At 74.3% G+C, this 20,530-nt stretch carries 13 protein-coding genes; 5 read left to right on the forward strand and 8 right to left on the reverse strand.

All coding sequences use genetic code 11. The features are described from left to right. Window positions 1-13 precede the first annotated feature (13 nt). Window positions 14-3,466, reverse strand: coding sequence for an AfsR/SARP family transcriptional regulator (locus FHS34_RS30550; protein ID WP_184971401.1), 3,453 nt, complete (start codon window positions 3,464-3,466; stop codon window positions 14-16). 177 nt (window positions 3,467-3,643) lie between these two features. Between FHS34_RS30550 and FHS34_RS30555 the strand changes: the two genes are divergently transcribed. From FHS34_RS30555 to FHS34_RS30575, 5 genes are all read left to right on the forward strand, one after another. Further along, window positions 3,644-4,909, forward strand: a complete 1,266-nt coding sequence (locus FHS34_RS30555; protein ID WP_184971403.1) for an MFS transporter — start codon at window positions 3,644-3,646, stop codon at window positions 4,907-4,909. Window positions 4,910-5,312: 403 nt separating this feature from the next. Next, complete coding sequence (locus tag FHS34_RS30560) at window positions 5,313-6,557, forward strand: IS701 family transposase (protein ID WP_308288323.1); 1,245 nt, start codon at window positions 5,313-5,315, stop codon at window positions 6,555-6,557. After that, window positions 6,554-7,243, forward strand: coding sequence for a response regulator transcription factor (locus FHS34_RS30565; RefSeq protein WP_184971407.1), 690 nt, complete (start codon window positions 6,554-6,556; stop codon window positions 7,241-7,243). Before FHS34_RS30560 ends, FHS34_RS30565 begins: the two co-directional genes overlap by 4 nt. 294 nt (window positions 7,244-7,537) lie before the next feature. After that, window positions 7,538-8,902, forward strand: a complete 1,365-nt coding sequence (locus FHS34_RS30570) for an NtaA/DmoA family FMN-dependent monooxygenase (RefSeq protein WP_184971409.1) — start codon at window positions 7,538-7,540, stop codon at window positions 8,900-8,902. Next, the gene (locus tag FHS34_RS30575) at window positions 8,899-10,110 is read left to right on the forward strand and encodes an LLM class flavin-dependent oxidoreductase (RefSeq protein WP_184971411.1); all 1,212 of its coding nucleotides are present in this window, start codon (window positions 8,899-8,901) and stop codon (window positions 10,108-10,110) included. The genes FHS34_RS30570 and FHS34_RS30575 overlap by 4 nt, the downstream gene beginning before the upstream one ends. A gap of 87 nt (window positions 10,111-10,197) precedes the next feature. On the opposite strand, the gene FHS34_RS42800 is transcribed toward FHS34_RS30575, so the two are convergent. The 7 genes from FHS34_RS42800 to FHS34_RS30610 form a co-directional block, all read right to left on the reverse strand. Next, entirely contained in the window at window positions 10,198-12,111 is a 1,914-nt protein-coding gene (locus tag FHS34_RS42800) for an SWIM zinc finger family protein (RefSeq protein ID WP_443732467.1), read from the reverse strand. 446 nt (window positions 12,112-12,557) lie between these two features. Then, window positions 12,558-15,413 (reverse strand): SCO1167/SCO6262 family helicase, encoded by a 2,856-nt coding sequence (locus FHS34_RS30585; protein WP_184971415.1) that lies wholly within the window; start codon window positions 15,411-15,413, stop codon window positions 12,558-12,560. Window positions 15,414-15,510: 97 nt separating this feature from the next. Continuing rightward, window positions 15,511-16,092, reverse strand: a complete 582-nt coding sequence (locus FHS34_RS30590) for a sugar kinase (RefSeq protein WP_184971417.1) — start codon at window positions 16,090-16,092, stop codon at window positions 15,511-15,513. After that, window positions 16,089-17,234: an ROK family glucokinase gene (locus FHS34_RS30595; RefSeq protein WP_184971419.1), complete on the reverse strand. Its 1,146-nt coding sequence runs from the start codon at window positions 17,232-17,234 to the stop codon at window positions 16,089-16,091. Before FHS34_RS30595 ends, FHS34_RS30590 begins: the two co-directional genes overlap by 4 nt. A gap of 142 nt (window positions 17,235-17,376) precedes the next feature. Continuing rightward, on the reverse strand, window positions 17,377-18,168 hold the full coding sequence (locus FHS34_RS30600; RefSeq protein WP_184971421.1) for an ATP-binding cassette domain-containing protein: 792 nt from the start codon (window positions 18,166-18,168) through the stop codon (window positions 17,377-17,379). After that, window positions 18,165-19,304 carry an ABC transporter permease gene (locus FHS34_RS30605; protein ID WP_225817687.1) on the reverse strand — a complete coding sequence of 380 codons (1,140 nt, stop codon included), beginning with the start codon at window positions 19,302-19,304 and terminating at the stop codon, window positions 18,165-18,167. The genes FHS34_RS30600 and FHS34_RS30605 overlap by 4 nt, the downstream gene beginning before the upstream one ends. After that, window positions 19,301-20,305: a sugar ABC transporter substrate-binding protein gene (locus FHS34_RS30610; protein WP_184971423.1), complete on the reverse strand. Its 1,005-nt coding sequence runs from the start codon at window positions 20,303-20,305 to the stop codon at window positions 19,301-19,303. Before FHS34_RS30610 ends, FHS34_RS30605 begins: the two co-directional genes overlap by 4 nt. Window positions 20,306-20,530: the final 225 nt, after the last annotated feature.

Consider the following 20,530-nt stretch of genomic DNA (forward strand, 5'->3'; position numbering starts at 1 on the left):
GCCGCGGACCGGGTCACGCCGCCTCGTCCACCAGGGCGGCCAGCGCGGCGCGCGCGTGCCGCTCCGCTTCGTCGGGGCTCAGCCGCGCGCCACGCTCGAACGACTCCTCGAAGGCCCGCACGCCCAGCACCGCCCGTGCCGCCGCGGTGACGCGGTCGACGTCGCCGCGCTCGGCGGGCGGCAGGGGCGCGCCCACGCTGCGGCGGGCGGCGTGGGCGGCGCCGAGCAGCAGGGCCGCGCAGACGGCACCGGACCGGTGTCCGCACAGGGTGGCCGTACCGGCGAGCCCTTCCAGGGAGAGGGCGAGGGCGCGCGGCTCGCCGAGGGAGCGGGCGATCCGCAGGCCGCGCAGCTGGTGGGCGGCGGACTCGGCGGCATCGCCGCGGAGTTCGGCGATGAAGCCGAGTTCGGCGTGGAGCAGGTGGTCGCCGGCCGCGGAGGAGACGTCGGCGTGGTCGGCGCGGATGCGCAGCAGGTGCGCCTCGGCCGCGTCGATGTCACCGGAGCGCCGGGCGCCGAGGGCGAGGCCCATGTCGGCGTGGATCTCGCCGTACTTGTAGCCCTGTTCGACGGCCAGGCGGCGGGCCTGTTCGTGCAGGTCGCGGGCGCGGTCGAAGTCACGGGCGAGCAGCGCGAGGCGGCCCAGCCCGGACAGCCGGGCCGAGACCTCGGCCCGCAGGCACAGTTCCCGGGCCATCTGCAGCCCTTCGTGCTGGCGGTGCGCCGCCTGCGCGTACTCCCCCTTGATCTCGGCGAGCGCGGCGAGCGGTGAGACGGTCTGCAGTTCGCCCCAGCGGTCGCCCAGTTCACGGAAGAGGGCCCGGCTGCGCCGTCCGTCGCGGGCCAGTCCGTCCAGGTCGCCGCGGACCAGGGCGAGCGCCGCCCGTACCCCGAGCGCGGCGGCGATGCCCCACCGGTCGTCCGCGGCCTCGAAATGGGCGAGGGCACGGGTGTTCCAGGCGCGGGCGCCGTCCAGGTCGCCGACGCCGAACATCCCGTGGGCGTTCAGCCACAGTGCCCGGGCGCGGCGCACCGGATCGGGTACGGCGTCGGCACCGGCGGGCACCGTGCGCTCGCCGGTGAGCAGCACGAACGCCCCGTGCAGCAAGGTGAGTTCGGGGTCGGGGTCGGGTGCGGTGGCCGCGAGGACGGCGGCCAGGGCGCGGCGGCCCTCGGTGAGGCGGCCGCGCAGCAGCCACCACCAGGACAGGGCGGTGGCGAGCCGTACGGCCTCCTCGCCGCGTCCGGCGGCGGCCCGTCGTACCGCCTCGTCGAGGGCGGCGCGCAGGTTGCCGGCCTCGGTGTCCAGGCGGGTGAGCCAGTCCCGTTGGAGGGGGCCGCGCAGCCGCCGCTCGGCGCGTTCGGCGAGCGTGAGGTGGTGGCGCAGGTGGCGCTCCCGGGCCGCGGGTTCGCCGGCCGTCTCGCGCAGCCGTTCGACGGCGTACGCGGCGACCGACTCCAGGAGGCGGTAGCGGGGGCCCGTGGGGCCGTCCGTGACGACGACCAGGGACTTGTCGACGAGCCGGGTGACGAGGTCGAGGACCGCGCCGGCCGGCACGCCGTCGCCCGCGCACACCGCCTCCGCCGCGTCGAGGCCGCAGCCGTCACTGTGCACGGCGAGGCGGCCGAGCACGGCGCGTTCGGGCGCGTCCAGCAGCTCCCAGCTCCAGTCGATCACGGCGCGCAGGGTCTGCTGGCGGGCGGGCGCGCCGCGCTGTCCGGAGGTCAGCACCCGGAACCGGTCACCGAGGCGTGCGGCCAGCTCCCGTACGCCCAGGGCGCGCACCCGGGAGGCCGCCAGCTCCAGGGCGAGCGGGATGCCGTCCAGGCGGCGGCAGATCTCGGCCACGGCGGCCCGGTCGGATCCCGGGTCCGCAGCGGCGCCGTCGGGGTCGTCGGAGCCGAGCCGGAAGCCGGGCGCGCAGGCGGCGGCCCGTTCGGTGAACAGGCGGACGGCGTCGGGGGTGTGGAGCGGTTCGACCAGGAAGACGCTCTCGCCGGCCAGGGCGAGCGGTTCCTGGCTGGTGGTCAGGACGCGCAGCCGGGGCGCGCCGCGCAGGAGCCGGCCGACCAGTTCGGCGGCGGCCTCGACGACGTGTTCGCAGTTGTCCAGTACGAGCAGGGTGTCGCGGTCGCGCAGGGCGGCGGTCAGCCGGTGCACGGGAGAGGTGGCCACGGGGGACACGGCGGGCGGGGCGGAGGGAGCGTCGTCCCGCAGGCCGAGCGTCGCGGCGACGATCCCGGCGAGGGCGTCGGCGGTGGCGGTGGCGGTGCGGACCCCCGCGAACTCGACGAACCAGGCCCCGTCGGCAAGTCCGGCCGCGCCGCCGGAGGCGACGTCCCGCGCGGCGGCCACGGCCAGGCGGGTCTTCCCGACGCCGCCGGGACCGGTGAGCGTGACCAGCCGCTCGCGGCCGAGGAGCCGGGAGAGCCGGCCGAGGGCCTGATCGCGGCCGATGAGAGCGGTCAGGGGCACGGGGAGTCCGGCGGGCGCAGAGGGCGCCGGGGGCGCAGAGAGCGACGCAGAGGGCGTCGGGGGCGCGGGGGATGTCGGGGGCGGGGAGGCCGTCGAGGGCGTGGGGGATGCCAGAGGCGCAGAGGCTGTCGGAGGCGCAGAGGATGCCGGAGGCGCGGGGGATGCCGGAGGCGCCGGGGCGGTCATGGGGTGCGGCGAGGGTGCCGGGTGCGGCGGTACCCCGTCGGACGACGCGGCCGGGGGCTGGGTGTCGGCGTCCAGCGCCGGGTCCTGACGGAGCATCGCCCGGTGGAGCGCGCTCAGTGCGGGTCCGGGGCCGACCCCCAGCTCCCGGGCGAGCCGGGTGCGCAGATCGTCGTACGACGCGAGCGCCTCACCCTGGTGACCCGCCCGGTACAGCGCCCGCATCTGCACGGCGCGCAGCCGCTCCCGCAGGGGATGCCCGGACACGAGCGCGGCCAGCTCGCCGGCGAGCAGCCGGTGCTCCCCCGCCGCCAGCCGCGCCTCGGCGCGTTCCTCCAGCGCGGCCAGCCGCTCCTCCGCCAGGCACTCCCCGGCCGCCCGTACGAACTCCTCGTCGGCGAAGTCCGCGTACGCCGGCCCCCGCCACAGCTTGAGGGCCTCGGTGAGCAGCGCCGCCCGCGCCCGCGGGTCCGCGGTGGAGCGCGCCTCGGCGAGGAGGCCGCCGAACCGCGCGGCGTCGACCTCGTCGGCGGAGCCGAGCCGCAGCCGGTAACCGGGCGGCTGCCGCAGCAGCCGCTCGCGGCCGACGACCCGGCGCAGCTGGGAGACCTTGGCCTGCAGAGCACCCGCCGGATTGCCGGGGAGGCTGTCGCCCCAGAGGTCGTGGATGAGCCGGTCCGCGGAGACAGGGCCGCCGTCCTGCGCGAGGAGATCCGCGAGCAGCGCCCGCACCTTGGTCTCGGGGACCCGCACCGGCTCCCCTTCGTCGTCCCACACCGCGAGTGGTCCGAGCACCCCAAACCGCATGCGCTCAACCTACCCCTCCGGCAAGGCGCCCACCTGTTCGGTCATCGGCTCCGAAGCGTTCCCCAAGGATTCCCGAAGCATTCCCGAAGCGGCCGCGCGCACAGTGAGGTCGCCGGACGGCCCCGCCTCCCAGGGCGTGCCCGGCAGCGCACTTCAGGAGATACGGAGAACACCCCCATGAGCCTCTCACCCGACACGGCTGCCGCCTCCGACACGGCCGCCGCCCCCGGCACGGAGCCCGGCACCGCGCCGCCCCCGCGGCAGGACAGCGGGGAGCGGCGGCGGGGACTGCCGCTGGCGGCGCTGCTCGCCCTCGCCACCGCGGTGTTCGTCACCAGCCTCACCGAGACGCTCCCCGCGGGCCTGCTGCCCGGGATGAGCCACGACCTCCGGGTGAGCGAGTCCGCGACCGGGCAGACGGTCACCGTCTACGCGATCGGCACCGCGCTCACCGCGATCCCGCTGACGGCGGCCACCGCCGGCTGGCGGCGCAAGCGGCTGCTGCTCACCGCCGTGGCGGGATTCGCCGCGGCCAACACGGTGACGGCCCTGTCGTCCGTCTACGGACTGACGATGGCGGCCCGTTTCGTCGCCGGTGTCGCCGCCGGAGTGGCGTGGGCGCTGCTCGCCGGCTACGCGCGGCGGATGACGCCGGTTCCCCTGCAGGGCCGGGCCATCGCGATCGCCATGGCGGGCATTCCGGTGGCGCTCTCGCTCGGCGTGCCCGCCGGGACCTTCCTCGGCCAGGCCCTCGGCTGGCGGGTGGCGTTCCTGGCGATGACGGCGCTCACGGTGGTGCTGCTGGGGTGGATCGTCGCCGCGGTGCCCGACCACCCGGGCCGGCCGAGCGGTGAACGTCCGCTCATGCTGCGAGCGCTGGGGGTGCCGGGCGTGCGCCCGGTGCTCTTCGTCACGCTCCTGTTCGTGCTGGCCCACACGGTGCTGTACGCCTACATCGCCACGTTCCTGGACGACCTGGGGATGGGCGACCGCACCGATCTGGTCCTGCTCGTCTTCGGTGTCACCTCGCTCGCCGGCATCTGGGTCGTGGGGGCCCGCATCCACCGCCGGCTGCGCGCGCTGACCGTCGCCGCCACCCTGCTGGTGGCGGCCGCCGCCACCCTGCTCGCGGTGACCGGCGACGGCGGCGCGCCGGTGTACGTCGCCGCCGCCCTGTGGGGGCTGGGCTGGGGCGGGCTGCCCACGCTGCTGCAGACCGCCGTCGGCGACGCGGGAGGCGACCACGCCGACGCCGCCCAGGCGATGCTCGTCACGCTGTGGAACGTGGCGATGGCCGGCGGCGGCGTGCTGGGCGGTGTGCTGCTGGAGGTGACCGGCAGCGGTTCCTTCCCCTGGACGGTGCTGCTGCTCCTGCTGCCGGTGCTCGCCGTCGTGCTCGCCGCCCGGCGTCACGGCTTCCCGTCCCGGCGCCCCGGCGCGTAGGTCCGCCACCGCCGGCGGCACGGTCCCGCGGTACGCGGCTCGCCCCGTGCTCCCCGGCACGCAACGTGATGTTCACAGTCCCCCGGCTCCCCGGGGGCTCTCTTCCGGACGGCCCTCGCCGGCCGTCGCCGTCAGCGGCCGCGGATCCCGGTGGGGTCGTGTGACCAGCGGAAAGGGTTCTTCTCACGGCGGTCCCCGGTCCGGGAAAAGGCTTTCCACGGCGGGGGATCCGCTGCCGGCCGGAGATCTCTCCCGAGCGCGAATCCGCTGGTCAGCGGGCGAAATGTCAAAGTGACCGGGCGCACCGTGAAATCGGCGGACAAGCCGGTAGCTTTGTCCCTCGTACGACTGTCCGCACGTCGACACGACGAGGCGACACGACTGCGAGGGGGCGTAGTTAAACATGTCGTCATGGGAGGTGCGCGTCGCGGCTGGGGAGCGCGAGCGCTTACACATGTTCGTCGAGAAAGTATTCAATTCACTGCACCGCGCGGAACAACGCCGTTGGGCGCGGGAATATCTGTGGGGACTCCTCCACACACCCGGCAAGAAGACACCGCGGCGCATGGCCGAGGCCGGATTGCTGCCGGCCGGAGCGGCGCACGGACTGCACCAGTTCATCAACGGCAGTCCCTGGAACTGGCAGCCGGTGCGCTGCGCACTCGCCGGGACGGTCGCGGCGGGCGGACCGGCGTACGCCTGGACGTGCGCCGATCTCCTCATCCCGAAACAGGGCGAGCACTCGGTGGGGGTGCACCGTCGTCTCGACCAGGCGACCGGACGCACCATCAACTGCCAGCGCGCTCTGGGACTGTTCCTGTCGACGGGCACCCGGTGCTTCCCGGTCGACTGGAGCCTCGTGCTCGACGGCGAGTGGGACTGGGACGACCTGCGCAGGCGCCGTGCGCGCATACCGGAGGAGGAGACCGGGCGTCCCGTGGGTGCGTACGTCATCGGCTTCGCCGCCGGGGTCGCCGCGCACACCCGGTTGCCCGACGCGCCCTGGGTCCTCAACCTCACCCGGCGGTGCGACGACGCGAGCGGTGTCATGGCCGGACTCGCCCGCCGGGGACTGGACTTCGTGTGCGAGGTGGAGTCGAGACAGATCGTCCTCATCGGCCGCCCCGCACCGCGGGTGATCACCGTGGGGGAACTGATGGAGGAGCCGCATGCCCGGCAGCCGCACGTCCTGATGCGCCAGACGGAGCACGGCGGTTCGAGGGCGGTCCGGGTCAATGTGTACGGCGGACCGGTACGCCTGTCGCAGCGCGGGGCCGGCAAGGACGGCGTCTCGCGTACCTACCAGGTCCTGGAACTGCCTTCCGCCGACGGCGCGCAGCCCCCCAGGTACTGGATCACCAGTCTGATGAGCCGCGGCGTGGAGGAGGTCCTGACCCTGGCCCGGAGCCAGTCCACCGCCCTCGCGACGGTCGCCACGGTGCGGGAGGGATTCGGCGTGCTCGACTTCGAGGGCCGCTCCTTCCCCGGCTGGCACCACCATATGACCATGGTCTCGGCCGCGTACGCCTACCAGCGCCTGTACGGCACTCCCGGCGCGGGCTCCGCGCCGGCCGTACCGCTGCCCGTGGCGCACGCCGGGACCACGGCCCACTACGCGGACGCCGGAGCGAAAGGCCTGGGGGCGTGAAGAGAGTGCTGGTCGTGGAGCCGGACGCCGGCGCGGCCGAGAGTACGGCGGGCGAGCTGCGCCGGCAGGGGTACGCCGCCCACACCGTCGACAGAGGAGCGCGGATGCTGCGCACGTACCACGACGCCGATCTGGTGCTGCTCTCCCTGGACCTGCCGGACATCGACGGACTGGAGGTGTGCCGCACGCTGCGCGCCGAGAGCGACATTCCGGTGATCGCCTGCACGCACCGGGACAACGAACTGGAGCGGGTCCTCGCGCTCAAGGCGGGGGCGGACGACTGTGTGCTGAGGACGTGGAGCCCGCGGGAGATAGGGGCACGGATCGAGGCGGTACTGCGGCGCACCCGGCCGCAGGCCGCAGGCGCGGACAGCATCTCGCTCCGGCCGCTGCACATCGATCCGCGGACCCGGGAGGTGCGCCTGCGCGACCGGCTCGTCGACGTCACGGCCACGGAGTTCGAACTGCTCTACACCCTTGCCGCCCGGCCCGATTCCGTCGTCTCCCGCAAGGAGCTGATGGCCAGGGTCTGGGGCAGCAACTGGGTGCGGACCAGCCGCACCATCGACACGCACGTGAGCAGCCTGCGGGCGAAACTCGGCTCCAGCCGGTGGATCATCACGGTGCGCGGGGTCGGCTACCGCATGGGGCACGTGGGGCAGATGCCCGAGGCGTCCGCCGGCTGAGACGTCCCGTGCCCGGAGTCCCTGATCCCCGGCACGGCCGATTCCCCGCGTCGCCGATTCCCGACATCGGTGATTCCGATGTCGCCGTTCCCCTACGACCTCGATTCCCGGCGCCGATTCCCGGCGTCCTGAATCTCCGGATCCCCGATTGCCCGATTGCCGACGTCCTCGTCTCCCGGCGTCCGCATCTCCTGTACGTCGTTTCCCGACGCCCTGTTTCCGACGCTTCCGAGGGAGCCCCGCCTTGGTGAGACATGCCCTTATCGAGTTCGCCACCCGAGGAGTGAGCGGCACATGACGAAACAGATCCACCTCGCCGCGCAGCTGCCGGGCATCCACAACGTCACCGTCTGGCCGGACCCGCGCTCGGGGAGCCAGATCGCCGTCGACTCCTTCGTGCACCTCGCGCGGACGGCGGAGCGCGGCAGGTTCGACTTCTTCTTCCTCGCCGAGGGGCTGCGGCTGCGCGAGCACAAGGGCCGCCTCTACGAACTGGACGTGGCGGGCCGCCCGGACAACCTGACGATGCTCAGCACGGTGGCCGCCGTCACCACGCATCTCGGGGTCGCCGCCACCGTCAACGCCACCTTCAACGAGCCGTACGAGGTGGCGCGCCGGCTCGCGACCCTGGACCACCTCAGCGGCGGGCGTGCCGCCTGGAACGTGGTGACCAGCTTCGACTCCTTCACCGGTGAGAACTTCCGCCGTGGCGGCTTCCTCGCCGAGGCCGACCGCTACACCCGCGCCGCCGAGTTCCTGGCCACGACGCGTGAGCTGTGGGACAGCTGGGCCGGGCCGGACCTGCGCGCCGACCCCGTGTCCGGGCAGTTCGTCCGTCCGGGCGCCGGTGAGTTCGCCCACCGCGGGACCCACTTCGACATCTCGGGACGCTTCACGACCCCGCCCGGCCCGCAGGGTCACCCGGTGATCATCCAGTCCGGGGAGTCCGACGCGGGACGCGAGTTCGCGGCGTCGGACGCCGAGGTCGTCTTCAGCAAGTACAACCGCCTCGACGAGGCCCGCGCCTTCTACCGGGACGTCAAGGGCCGGCTCGCCCGGTACGGCCGCTCCCCTGCCGACCTGCGGATCATGCCCACGGCCACCGTGGTCGTCGCCGACACCGACGAGGAGGCCGTGGCCTACGCCGACGAGATCACCCGGGCCCAGGTGAGCCCGCAGACCGCGATCGCCCACCTGGAGGCCGTCTGGGGCCGCGACCTGTCCGCGTACGACCCGGACGGGCCGCTGCCGGAGATCGACCCGGAGCCCGATTCGCTGGTCCTGAAGGGGCATTCCGTGTTCCGTACGGGCCGGGCCGAGACCGCCCGGCGCTGGCGCGCCCTCGCCGGGGAACGCGGGCTGAGCATCCGGGAACTGGTCATCGCGGTCCACGGCGGGCAGACCTTCGTCGGCAGCCCGCACACCGTCGCCGACGCCGTCGACCACTTCGTGCAGACCGACGGCGCGGACGGCTTCGTCTTCGCGACCCATCTGACGCCCGGCGGCCTGGACGACTTCGTCGACCGGGTGGTGCCGCTGCTGCAGGAGAAGGGGGTCCACCGGCCGGACTACACGGGGACGACACTGCGGGACCACCTCGGGCTGCGCCGCCCGACGGACACCGGACGCAGTTCCGGGAACACGCGGGAGGCATCATGAGCGACGGCCCGCTGCACCTCGCCGTGGCCCTCGACGGCGCCGGCTGGCATCCCGCCGCCTGGCGGTCCCACGACGCCGTCCCCGGCGCGCTGTTCACCGCCGCCTACTGGACGCGGCTGGTCACGGAGGCCGAACGCGGACTCCTCGACTTCGTCACCCTCGAGGACGCCCTCGGCCCCCAGTCGGCCGCACCGCACCGTCCCGACGACCGGACCGACCAGGTCAGGGGCAGGCTGGACGCGGTACTGCTCGCGGCCCACCTCGCCCCGCTCACCACACACATCGGCCTGGTCCCCACGGTCAACGTCACCCACACCGAGCCGTTCCACGTCGCCGTGGGCATCGCCACCCTCGACCATGCCAGCAGGGGCCGCGCGGGCTTGCGTCCGCAGATCGCCCCACGCGCCGCCGACGCCGGCCACTTCGGCCGCCGCACGACCCCGCAACTGACCGACGACGATGTCCGCGACCCCGAACTCATCGCCGAACGGCTGCGCCCGCTGTTCGCGGAGGCGACCGACGTGGTGGAGGTGGCCCGGCGGCTGTGGGACAGCTGGGAGGACGACGCGGAGATCCGGGACACGGCCACGGGCCGCTTCCTCGACGGTGCCAAGCTGCATCACATCGACTTCGAGGGCGCGTACTTCAGCGTCAAGGGGCCGTCCATCACACCGCGCCCGCCCCAGGGACAGCCGCTGGTGGCGAGCCTCGCGCACGCCTCGACGCCGTACGAGTTCGCGGCCCGCGGCAGCGACGTCGTCCTCGTCACGCCACGCGACCGCGCGGGCACCGAGGCGATACTCGCGCAGGTGGACGAGGCCGTCGACCGGGTGGGCAGGGACGAACGGGCCCGGCCGCTGCGCAGGTTCGCCGAACTGGTCGTCTTCCTGGACGACGAGCCCGGCGCCGCCATCCGCCGCAAGGAACGCCTGGACGACCTCGACGGCGCCACGTACACCTCGGACGCCCTGATCTTCACGGGCGGTTCCGGTGAGCTGGCCGACCTGCTGCTCGACTGGCGCGCCGCCGGGCTCGACGGCTTCCGGCTGCGCCCCGGCGCGGTGCCGCACGACCTCACGGCGATCACCCGCCGGCTGGTGCCCGAGCTGCGCCGGCGGAACGCGTTCCGCACCGCGTACGGCACCGGGACCCTCCGCACCCGGCTGGGCCTGCCGCATCCCCGCAACAGGTACGCGCGGCCCTGCTGATCACACCGACGGGCCGGCACCGGTGCCGGCCCGTCGGTGGGCCGCCGGGGTGCGGGCGCTCCGTGGCGCGGTGTCCCGCCGCCGGTGTCAGAGCTCGTCCGGTATGCCGAGACCCGTCAACGCGCCCACCGGATCGAGGTCCGGTGTGCCGCGCGGCCACCAGTCGTCCTGGCCGGGCTCCGACTCGTAGGCGTACCACAGGCCGTCGTGCCCCAGCCGGAGCTGGACATGGCCGTGCGGGTGGGTGAGGCGGTTGCGCCAGGGGCGGAACGCGGGCAGGTCGGCGGCGAGCAGCAGGGGACGGGCCCGGTCGAACCGGCCGGCCGGCGGGTCCCACGGCTCCTCCAGGACGGCCAGCCCCGTGAGGCCGCCCTGCCGCCAGGCCGCGACGGCACGCGCGAGAGCGGCCGGGGTACGGCCGACCGCGTCGGCGAGCGTGGCGTACAGGGTGCGGGTGGCCGCGGTCAGACCGGAACCGGGGCGGGCCGCGGCCAGCCGGACCGCGTCCTGCCACAGGGTCAGCTCGCCGACCGGGTCGCGTCCGGTGCCGAGCAGGACGTGGGCACGGGCGGCGGCATCGGTCGCCAGCTGGTCCAGCGCGAAGGGGTCCGGGCCGCCGGGTGCCGACGGGTACACCGGGGGCTGCCCGTGGTGCGGAGGAACCGGCAACGGCGTGGGCAGCGGCGGGAGTTGCCGGGGCATCAGGGCGTCGGTGGCCCGCACTCCGGGCAGGTCGTGCGGCTGCCGTTCCCGCGCGGCGCGGGCCGCGTGGGCGGCGCTGCGCCGGGACAGCGCGTCGAGCAGGTCCTTCTCGCCCCGGCCGCGCAGCAGGAGCAGCACGAAGGGGTCGGCGTCGAGCAGACGGGCCGTCTGGTAGCAGAGGGCCGCGGCGTGCTTGCAGGGGTGGCCGGAGTCGGGACAGCTGCACTGCGGGGCGAGGTCGCCGGGGCCGGGCAGCAGGGGGACACCGCCGTCGGCGAGGGAGTGGGGCAGCTCCTTGTCGAGCAGCGCCGCGATGTGGCCCGGCCGGTCGGCCGCGGTGTCCAGGAACCGCTCCCAGTCCTCGTCCCGCAGCGTCCGCACCCGTACCTGTACGCGGTACGGACGCGGGCGGCTGCCCCGCACGTACGCCAGCACCAGTCCGGGCGTGACGGTGATGGCGTCCACATGCCCCTGGTCCGCGTAACCGCGGCCGCGCGCCAGCCGTTTGGGGTCCAGCGCGCCCTGTTCCAGCGCACCGACCCAGGCGTTGCCCCACCAGGTCCCGGCGAACGCCTCACCCGCACCGCCGGCCTCTCTGGCCGCGAACGCCGGGAAGGTACGCCGGAGTTCACCGTCGCGGTGCGGCGTGGCCATGGTCGCGGGCACCTGCGCACCGCCGGAACCGGAACGCACCGCCACACGCGCGGCGGAAGCGTCAGCCTGCCCCGAGGAGCCGGGGGCCCGACCCGAGGAGCCTGAGGTGCGAGCGGGTACGGGGGCTTCCGCCGACGGCCCGGTTTCCGGGGGGACGGACACGGGTGCCGACGGCGTGGGGACCGAAGCCGAGAGGGCAGGCCCGGGGACTCCGGGCGAGGGCCCCGTCGGCGAGGAGGCGGACGCGGATGCGGAGGAAGCGGCGGCCGGAGCCGACGGGGCAGCCCCGGGAGCGTCGGGCGACGGGGAGGCGGACGCGCGTGCCGAGGGCGAGGGCGTCGGTGTCTCAGGGGCCGGCTCGGGGGGTGCGGGCGGGGGCGTGGGGTGTGCGGGGTCTTCCGGCTCGTCGGGGGTGCCGGCCCAGGTGGGCATGCGGAAGGCGGTCGCCAGGTAGCGCCGCATGTCCTGCGCGGCCTTGACCCGCTCGGTTTCCTGACCGGGTACCGACGAGGCGCGCGGTGCGGCGGCACCGGGACGCGCGGACGCCCGCCGCTCGCGCCGGGGCTCGGCGGCCTCCGCGCGCGACGCCTCCCGCCGGGCCGCACGCAGCGCCTCCCGAGCCGCGTCACCGGGCCGTCGCCCCACCGAGGGGCCGGAACCGGCGCCGGCGGCACCGGCGTCTTCCGGGCCGCTCTCCCCGTCGTCGCCGGAGGCACCCTTGAGTGCCGCCCTGGCCGCGTCGCCGGGCCTGGGCTCCGTGCCCGCGGGCCGGCCCGTGCCGTCGTCGGCGCAACCCCGCGGCGCCCCGGCCGGGTCGGCCGCCGTGCCCTCGGCCGGGTCGGCGGGAGTGCCCTCGGCCGTACCCCGAGCCGCACCCTCGGCCGTACTCCGAGCCGCACCCTCGGCCGTACCCCGAGCCGTGTCCTGCGTCGCACCCCGCGCCGTATCCCGCGCGGTGTCCTCGGCCGTACCGCGTGCCGGGTCCTCCGTCGCGTTCCGCGCCGTGGCATCCCGTTCGGCCTCGGCTTGTTCGCGGGCCGCTCGTAGGGCCCGGCGGGCGGCGTCGCCGGGGCGGGGCCGGCCGGTGTCCGTCATGACGTCCTCCGCAGGGAGACGAGATCGGACAGCTCACGGTCGGTCAGCTCGGTCAGCGCCGCCTCGCCGGAGCCGAGGATCGCGTCGGCCAGGGCGCGCTTGGCGGCGAGCATCTCGGCGATGCGGTCCTCCACCGTGCCCTCGGTGATCAGGCGGTGGACCTGGACGGGCTGGGTCTGGCCGATGCGGTAGGCGCGGTCCGTGGCCTGCTCCTCGACGGCCGGGTTCCACCAGCGGTCGAAGTGGACGACATGACCCGCGCGGGTGAGGTTCAGGCCCGTGCCGGCGGCCTTCAGGGAGAGGACGAGGACCGGGGTCTCGCCGTTCTGGAAGCGGTCGACCATGCGCTCGCGTTCCGGGACCGGGGTGCCGCCGTGCAGCAGGTCGACGGGGATCGCCCGGGCGGACAGGTGGGCGGTGAGGAGGCGGGCCATGCCGACGTACTGCGTGAAGACGAGCGCCGAGCCGTCCTCGGCGAGCAGGGTGTCCAGCAGCTCGTCCAGGAGGGCGAGTTTGCCGGAGCGGGCGGCGAGCCGGTCGGCGCGCGCGTCCTCCTTCAGATACAGCGCCGGGTGGTCGCAGATCTGCTTCAGGGCACCGAGCAGTTTCAGGACCAGGCCGCGCCGGGCCATGCCCTCGGCCGTCTCGATCGCCAGCATCGACTCGCGCACCACCGCCTCGTACAGCGCGGCCTGTTCCCGGGTGAGCGGCACCGGGTGGTCCGTCTCGGTCTTGGGCGGCAGCTCGGGCACGATGCCCGGGTCGGACTTCTTGCGGCGCAGCAGGAACGGCCGGACCAGCCGGGACAGGCGCTCCACGGCCTCCGCGTCCTCGCCGTTCTCCACCGCGCGGGCGTGCCGTGCGCGGAAGGACTTCAGCGGGCCGAGGAGTCCGGGGGTGGTCCAGTCGAGCAGGGCCCACAGTTCGGAGAGGTTGTTCTCCACCGGGGTGCCGGTGAGCGCCACGCGTGCGGGGGCCGGGATGGTGCGCAGCGCCTTGGCGGTGGCGGAGTAGGGGTTCTTCACGTGCTGGGCCTCGTCGGCGACGACCATGCCCCAGGGCTGCTCGGCGAGGCGGGCCGCGGTGGAGCGCATGGTGCCGTACGTGGTGAGGACGAAGCCGCCGTCGATGCCCTCCAGGGTGCGGTTCTGGCCGTGGAAGCGGCGGACGGGGACGCCGGGCGCGAACCTGGTGATCTCCCGCTGCCAGTTGCCGAGGAGGGAGGCCGGGCAGACCACGAGCGTGGGTTCGGTGCGGGCCCGTTTCAGGTGCAGGGCGATGAGGGTGACGGTCTTGCCGAGGCCCATGTCGTCGGCGAGGCAGCCGCCGAGGCCGAGCGAGGTCATCAGGTCGAGCCAGGCCAGCCCGCGCAGCTGGTAGTCGCGGAGGGTGGCGGCCAGAGCGGGGGGCGCGGCCGCGGGGCGCAGACCGGCGGTGAGCCGGTCGCGGAGGGCGGCCAGCGCGCCGACGGGGACGACCTCGACGCTCTCGCCGTCGACCTCGGCCTCGCCGGTCAGCGCCACGGACAGCGCGTCGACCGGGTCGAGCAGGCCCAGCTCGCGCTTGCGGGCCTTGCGGACCAGTGCGGGGTCGACCAGCACCCAGCGGTCCCGGAGCCGTACGACGGGGCGGTGGGCCTCGGCGAGGGCGTCCATCTCGGCCTCGTCGAGGGGATCGCCGCCGAGCGCGAGCTGCCAGCGGAACCGGAGCAGGTCCTCGCTCTCGAAGAAGCCGGTCCCGTCGGTCGCCGAGCCGGGTGCCGGGCGGACCACGGCGGTGGCGGTCAGGTCGCGGGCGAGGTCCCGGGGCCAGTGGACGGCGACCCCGGCGGCGGCCAGCCGGCTCGCCGCCACCCCGAGCAGCTCGCCCAGCTCCTCCTCGGACAGGGCGAGGACGTCGGGGACGTCCTGCTCGGCGAGGCGGTCCAGCGGGGCCCACACCCGGGCGGCGCGCCGGACGGCGAGGGCCGCGTCCACGCGCGCGCGGGGCCCGAACGCCGTGTCGGCCTCCCCTGCCCACAGGGCCGCCGCGTCGGCCACCAGGGTGGGGTCGGCGAGACTGTGTACCTGCACGACGGCGGCTCCGCCGGCGCGGGCCCCGCCCCCCGCGCCGGCGTCGAAGACGTCGTACGCGGACAGGTCCAGGCGGAGCGAGACGCGGACGCCCGCGTCCATTCCGGCGGCGACCTCGGCCGCCCACTCGTGGGCGTCGGGCAGGCTCTGCGGCTCGCGGGCGGCGAAGGGCCGGCCGCAGGTGTGGGGGGCCGCAGGGGTGCGCGGCAGGGTGTCGGCGACCGCGTCCAGGAAGGAGCGGACCAGGGCCTCGGGCTCGGGCAGCCGGAGCGCGCCCGGGCCGGGGAGGGGCACGGCGTGGCCCTCGGGCGGCAGGGCGGCGGCGATCGCGCGCAGGTGGGCGATGTCGTCGGGCTCCAGCGGGCCGGCCCGCCAGGCGTCGTGACCGTCCGGGGTCAGGCCGGGCAGCAGCCGGCCGCGGGCGACGAGGCGCAGCGCGTGCAGGGCGGCGGCGCCCCAGCAGGCGGTGGCCGGGTGGGCGGCCGGGTCGTGCCGGGCGCGGACCAGCAGCGGCAGGGCCTCGGCGAGCGGCAGGGTCAGCGCGGGCACCTGCCGGCGGCGCACACCGGCGCCATGGCGTCGTACGACCGTCAGTTCCTCCGGGCCGCCGGCGAGAACCGGGGGCAGCGGGTCGCCCTCGGGGTCCCAGAAGGCGAGGCGGCCCTCGCGCGGCAGGGGTGCGGGCAGGTAGACGGACGCGAGGCGCACCGGGACCGGGTGCCCGGTCTCCGTCTCCGGGGAGCCTCCCGTGCGCTCGGCCACCGCCGTCGTGCCGCTCATACGTCCTGCCACCTCCCGCCCGTGTGTCGGATCAGACGTCTTCGACTCTACGGGCGGGGTCTGACAACCGGCTCCGAGGCCCGCTCGGAGCCCCGGTTCACGGGACCGTGCGGGAGACCGCGAACACCGTCGGGTTCTGCGGGTCGGACAGGTCGACGACGACGTCCTGGGTGGGCGCCGGGTTCTTCTGCTCGTGGGTCAGGCCCCACCAGGAACCCTGGCCGCCGAAGGTCCAGCCGCTGACCTTGCGGTCCCGCTCGCCGACCGCGATGTAGTCCTTCCGCAGCTGCTCCCGGCGCAAGCCCATGGCCTCCAGGAAGCTGTCCAGGCCGGCCGGGTTGGTGCGGAACTGGACGTAGAGGCGGCTGGTCTTCCAGTTGTTCGTCTCGTAGTAGGCGATGTCGTCGGCGGGAAGCGGGACCGGCACCTGGTAGAGGCGGCGCTGCACCTTGGACGGCCAGCCGGGGGTGAGGCCGGTGGCGGAGTACTTCGCCTCCTTGTCCTTGCCGCTGTCGCGGCTCTGGTTCGCGGAGATCACCAGGTAGCCGGCCGGGACGCCGATGAGCAGGACGATGATCAGCAGGGTCAGCGCCCGGCGCCTCGCCTTGTGGCGCGGGTTCTCGGCGGACCGGTCCCGCTCGTCCGGCGGGCCGCCCTGGTGCGGCAGCGACGGCGTCATGCGCTGTCCCGGTCGCGGCGGCCCTGGACGTACCGCTCGTAGCGCTCGTGGCGCTCCACCCGGCGCCGCTTGGCCCGGCGGAACCGGCGGGCGACCAGCCGGGCCAGGTCGGCGGCGCCCACCATGCCCGCCTCGGGGCCGAGCTGGGCGCGGGTGATGCGGGCCTCGGGCCGGTAGCCGCGGCCGGTGAGGTGGCGTTTGAAGGCGTCCCTGGCCGGGCCGATGAGCAGGTCGTCGGCGGCGCTGACGCCGCCGCCGATCACGAAGCAGGACGGGTCGAGGGCCGCCGCGAGGTTGGCGATGCCGACGCCGAGCCACTGGCCGATGTCCTGGAGCAGTTCCACGCACATCGCGTCGCCGTCGCGGGCCAGCTCGGTGATCAGCGGGCCGGTGATGTCACCGATGTTGCCCTTGACGTGCTCGATGATCCCGTAGGCCACCGGGGAGTCGGCGGCGGCCAGCTCGCGCGCCTCGCGGACCAGGGCGTTGCCGGAGCTGTACTGCTCCCAGCAGCCGCGGTTGCCGCACGGGCAGCGGTGGCCGCCGGGCACGACCTGCATATGGCCGAACTCGCCGGCGACGCCGAACTTGCCCCGCTTGACCTGGCCGTCCTCCAGGATGGCGCCGCCGATTCCGGTGCCGAGGGTGATCATGACGAGGTGGTCCTCGCCGCGGCCGGCGCCGAAACGCCACTCCGCCCAGGCGGCGGTGTTGGCGTCGTTGTCCACCAGGACCGGCACGGAGAGCCGGCCGGCGAGGCGGTCGCGCAGCGGTTCGTTGCGCCAGGACAGGTGGGGGGCGAACAGGACGCGGTTGCGGTCGGCGTCGACCCAGCCGGCCGCGCCGATGCCGACCGCGTGCACGTCGTGCCGGTCGGACAGGTCCAGGACCAGCTCGACGATGGTGTCCTCGACGACCTTGGGGCTCTTGGACTTGTCCGGGGTCTCCGTGCGGAGCTTCTCCAGGATGTTGCCGTCGGCGTCCACGACGCCCGCCATGACCTTGGTGCCGCCGATGTCGATGCCGACGGTGGGGACACGGGGCGCGGTCAGGTGTGACCGGCGCTCCTTGGTGCCGACCGTGCGGAGCACTGGGGCCCGGCGGGAGCCGATGGGGGCGGTGAGGTCGCGGTAGGTGCTCATCGGGCTCGATTCTGCCTCACCGCGGGGGTGGGTGCGGTGCGGGGCGGGAGTGGCGGATGCGCGACCGTTGCCGGGGGGCGGGCGCCCCGCGGCTCGTCGCGCCCACGCGGCGGAGCCGCACCCGCGCACCGCTCCGCGCCCCTCAGGTGCGCTGCAGTTCGTGTACCAGAGCGTCCAGGTCCGCTCCCCCCGCCATCTGCTTCGTCAGCTCGTCCAGGGTGATCTCGTCCCGTGTGTGATGGCCCACCATCGTGCCCCTCCTCAGGAGCACGAACCTGTCGCCCACCAGATACGCGTGATGCGGGTTGTGGGTGATCAGAACAACGCCCAGGCCCTCGTCCCGTGCCGCGGCCACGTATTTGAGGACCACACCGGACTGCTTCACTCCCAGTGCCGCCGTCGGCTCGTCCAGGATCAGGACCTTGGCGCCGAAGTGGACCGCGCGGGCGATCGCCACGCACTGGCGTTCGCCGCCGGAGAGGGTGCCGATGGGCTGGTCGACGTCCCGCAGGTCGATGCCCATGCGCAGCAGCGCCTCGCGGGTGGTGCGGCGCATCAGGCCGGTGTCCAGGCGCTTGAAGGGGCCGACGCCGGTACGGGGCTCGGAGCCGAGGAAGAAGTTGCGCCAGACCGGCATCAGGGGGACGACGGCCAGGTCCTGGTAGACCGTGGCGATGCCCCGGTCCAGGGCCTCGCGCGGGGAGGCGAGGCGGGTCTCCTCGCCGTCGATGCGCAGGGTGCCGGCGTCGTGCTGGTGCAGGCCCGCGATCGTCTTGATCAGCGTCGACTTGCCCGCGCCGTTGTCGCCGAGGACACAGGTGATCTCGCCCGCGTGGACCTGGAGGGAGACTCCCTCCAGGGCCCGGACGCTGCCGTAGCGCTTGCCGACGCCGGACAGCTCCACCAGGGCCGTGCGCGTCTCGGTCTCGGTCATTTCACGGCCTCCGCGCGCTTGCGGACCCAGGCGTTGAGCAGGGTCGCGAGGAGCAGCATCGCTCCGAGGAAGAACTTGAACCAGTCGGGGTTCCACTCGGCGAAGACGATGCCCTTGCTGGTCATGCCGAAGAGCAGTGCGCCGACGGCCGAGCCGACCGCGCTGCCGTAGCCGCCGGTGATCAGGCAGCCGCCGATGACGGCCGCGATGATGTAGATCAGCTCGTTGCCGACGCCCTCGCCGGACTGGACGGCGTCGAAGGAGAAGAGCAGGTGCTGGCCGGAGATCCAGGCGCCGAACGCGACACCCATGTAGAGGCCGGTCTTGGTCGCCGCGACCGGGACACCGACCGCGCGGGCCGCGTCCTCGTTGCCGCCGACGGCGAAGATCCAGTTGCCGGTGCGGGTGCGCAGCAGGATCCAGGAGGCCAGGGCGACCAGGCCCAGCCACCACAGGATGGTGACCTTGATGTCGACGCCGCCGAGGGTCAGCGTCGAGGCGAAGACGGCGTGGGCGCTCGCGAAGCCCTCCATGTCGCCGATGGTCTTGGTGGAGACCGTGCCGTCGATCAGCTTGGTGAAGCCGAGGTTCATGCCGGTCAGCATCAGGAAGGTGCCGAGCGTCACGATGAAGCTGGGCAGCTTGGTGCGGGTGAGCACGAAGCCGTTGAAGGCGCCGACGGCGAGGGTGACCAGCAGCGAGACGCCCACGCCGACCCAGGTGTTCGCCGTCATCTGGTAGCTGAACATCGACGAGATCAGCGCGGAGGACGTCACGAGGACGCCGGCCGACAGGTCGAACTCGCCGCCGATCATCAGCAGGGCCACGGGTACGGCCATGATGCCGATGGCCGAGGAGGCGTACAGGACCGTGCTGAGGCTGGAGGCGCGCAGGAATCCGTCGGCGGCGAAGGCGAAGAAGACGAGGACGGCCAGGGCGCCGACGACCGAGCCCAGTTCCGGGCGGGCGAGCAGTTTCCGCGTCGCCGAGGTCTGCAGAATCCTTTCGTCGGCCGTCCCGTAGTCAGCCGTCCCGTGACCGGCGGTCCCGTCGTCGACGGTCCCGCCGGCCGTCTTGGCGTCGGCCGCCTCGCCGTCGGCCGTCTCGGCATCGGTGCGGTTCGGGGCGGCGGTCATCGGGTGCCCCGATCGGTGTACTCCGCCAGCGCGCCGGCCTGGTCCTTGGTGATGATCTGCGGGCCGGTCAGGACCGGCTTGCCGCCGCCGAGGACGTCGCCGTTGTACTTGTACAGCCACAGCAGGTCGACGGCCTGGTAGCCCTGGAGGTACGGCTGCTGGTCCACGGCGAAGCCGAGGGTGCCGTCCTTCAGCGCGGCCGCGACCTTGGCGTTCAGGTCGAAGGTGTCGATCTCGGCCTTGCTGCCCGCGTCCGCCTTCGCCTTCGCGGCGGTGTCGGCGTAGGGCGCGCCGAGGGTGACGACGGAGTCGACGGAGGGGTCGGCCTGGAGCTTGGCCTCGATCGCGGACTGCACGTCCGGCATGTTGGTGCCGTTGACATAGAGCTTGCGCAGGGTGCCGTGGAAGGTCTCGGCGACACCGTCGCAGCGCTGCTCATGGCCGACGTTGCCCTGCTCGTGCAGCACGCACAGGACCTTCTTCCGGCCGCGCTCGTTCAGCTCCTCGCCGACCGCCTGGCCGGCGATGGTCTCGTCCTGCCCGATGTGGGTGAGGGCGCCGAACGCCTTGGACTCCTCGGAGCCGGAGTTCACCGTGATCACCGGGATGCCGGCCTTTTCGGCGCGGGCCACGGCGGCCTTCATGGCGTCCGGCTTGGCGAGGGTGACGATGATGCCGTCGACCTTCTTGTCCACGGCCGCGTCCACCAGCTGGGCCTGCTGCTGGGCCTCGTCGTCGTGCGAGTACAGGAACTTGATGTTGTCCTTGACCGCGGCCTGCTCGGCGCCGCTCTGCACGATGTCCCAGAAGGTGTCGCCGTCCCCCGAGTGGGTGATCATCGCGATGGTCCAGCGCGGGGTGTTCACCGCCGCCCTGCCCTGGGCGGCCGCGGCCTTGCGGGCGTCCTCCGCCCGCTTGCCTCCGGTGCTGCTGCACGCCGCCAGGGACACGGAGAGTGCCCCCGCCAGCGCTATGCCTACCCAGGTCCGAAACCGTGCCACGAGGCCGTGCCCTTCTTGCCGTGCTCTTGCTCTGTACCGACGTGCGTAAGGGGCGGGCGACCTCACCCGTCGGTGCCTACCGGCGGTGACCTCACCAGCCCCAAACGCTTCAGTATCGAACACGGGGAACACGCATGACACGACCGGGGGACCCCACACCGGTCATATTGTCCGGACATTGCGACGAAAGACATCCGCACGGTGCGAGGAGGGCCCGGGGGTTCC

Source organism: Streptomyces echinatus, assembly GCF_014203595.1.
In the GTDB taxonomy this organism is placed as follows: Bacteria; Actinomycetota; Actinomycetes; order Streptomycetales; family Streptomycetaceae; genus Streptomyces; species Streptomyces echinatus.

Coding starts and splice junctions, on each gene's coding strand:
- FHS34_RS30550 (WP_184971401.1), bottom strand. CDS start 3,466: ATGCGGTTTGGGGTGCTCGGACCACTCGCGGTGTGGGACGACGAAGGG.
- FHS34_RS30555 (WP_184971403.1), top strand. CDS start 3,644: ATGAGCCTCTCACCCGACACGGCTGCCGCCTCCGACACGGCCGCCGCC.
- FHS34_RS30560 (WP_308288323.1), top strand. CDS start 5,313: ATGTCGTCATGGGAGGTGCGCGTCGCGGCTGGGGAGCGCGAGCGCTTA.
- FHS34_RS30570 (WP_184971409.1), top strand. CDS start 7,538: ATGACGAAACAGATCCACCTCGCCGCGCAGCTGCCGGGCATCCACAAC.
- FHS34_RS30575 (WP_184971411.1), top strand. CDS start 8,899: ATGAGCGACGGCCCGCTGCACCTCGCCGTGGCCCTCGACGGCGCCGGC.
- FHS34_RS30585 (WP_184971415.1), bottom strand. CDS start 15,413: ATGAGCGGCACGACGGCGGTGGCCGAGCGCACGGGAGGCTCCCCGGAG.
- FHS34_RS30590 (WP_184971417.1), bottom strand. CDS start 16,092: ATGACGCCGTCGCTGCCGCACCAGGGCGGCCCGCCGGACGAGCGGGAC.
- FHS34_RS30595 (WP_184971419.1), bottom strand. CDS start 17,234: ATGAGCACCTACCGCGACCTCACCGCCCCCATCGGCTCCCGCCGGGCC.
- FHS34_RS30600 (WP_184971421.1), bottom strand. CDS start 18,168: ATGACCGAGACCGAGACGCGCACGGCCCTGGTGGAGCTGTCCGGCGTC.
- FHS34_RS30605 (WP_225817687.1), bottom strand. CDS start 19,304: ATGACCGCCGCCCCGAACCGCACCGATGCCGAGACGGCCGACGGCGAG.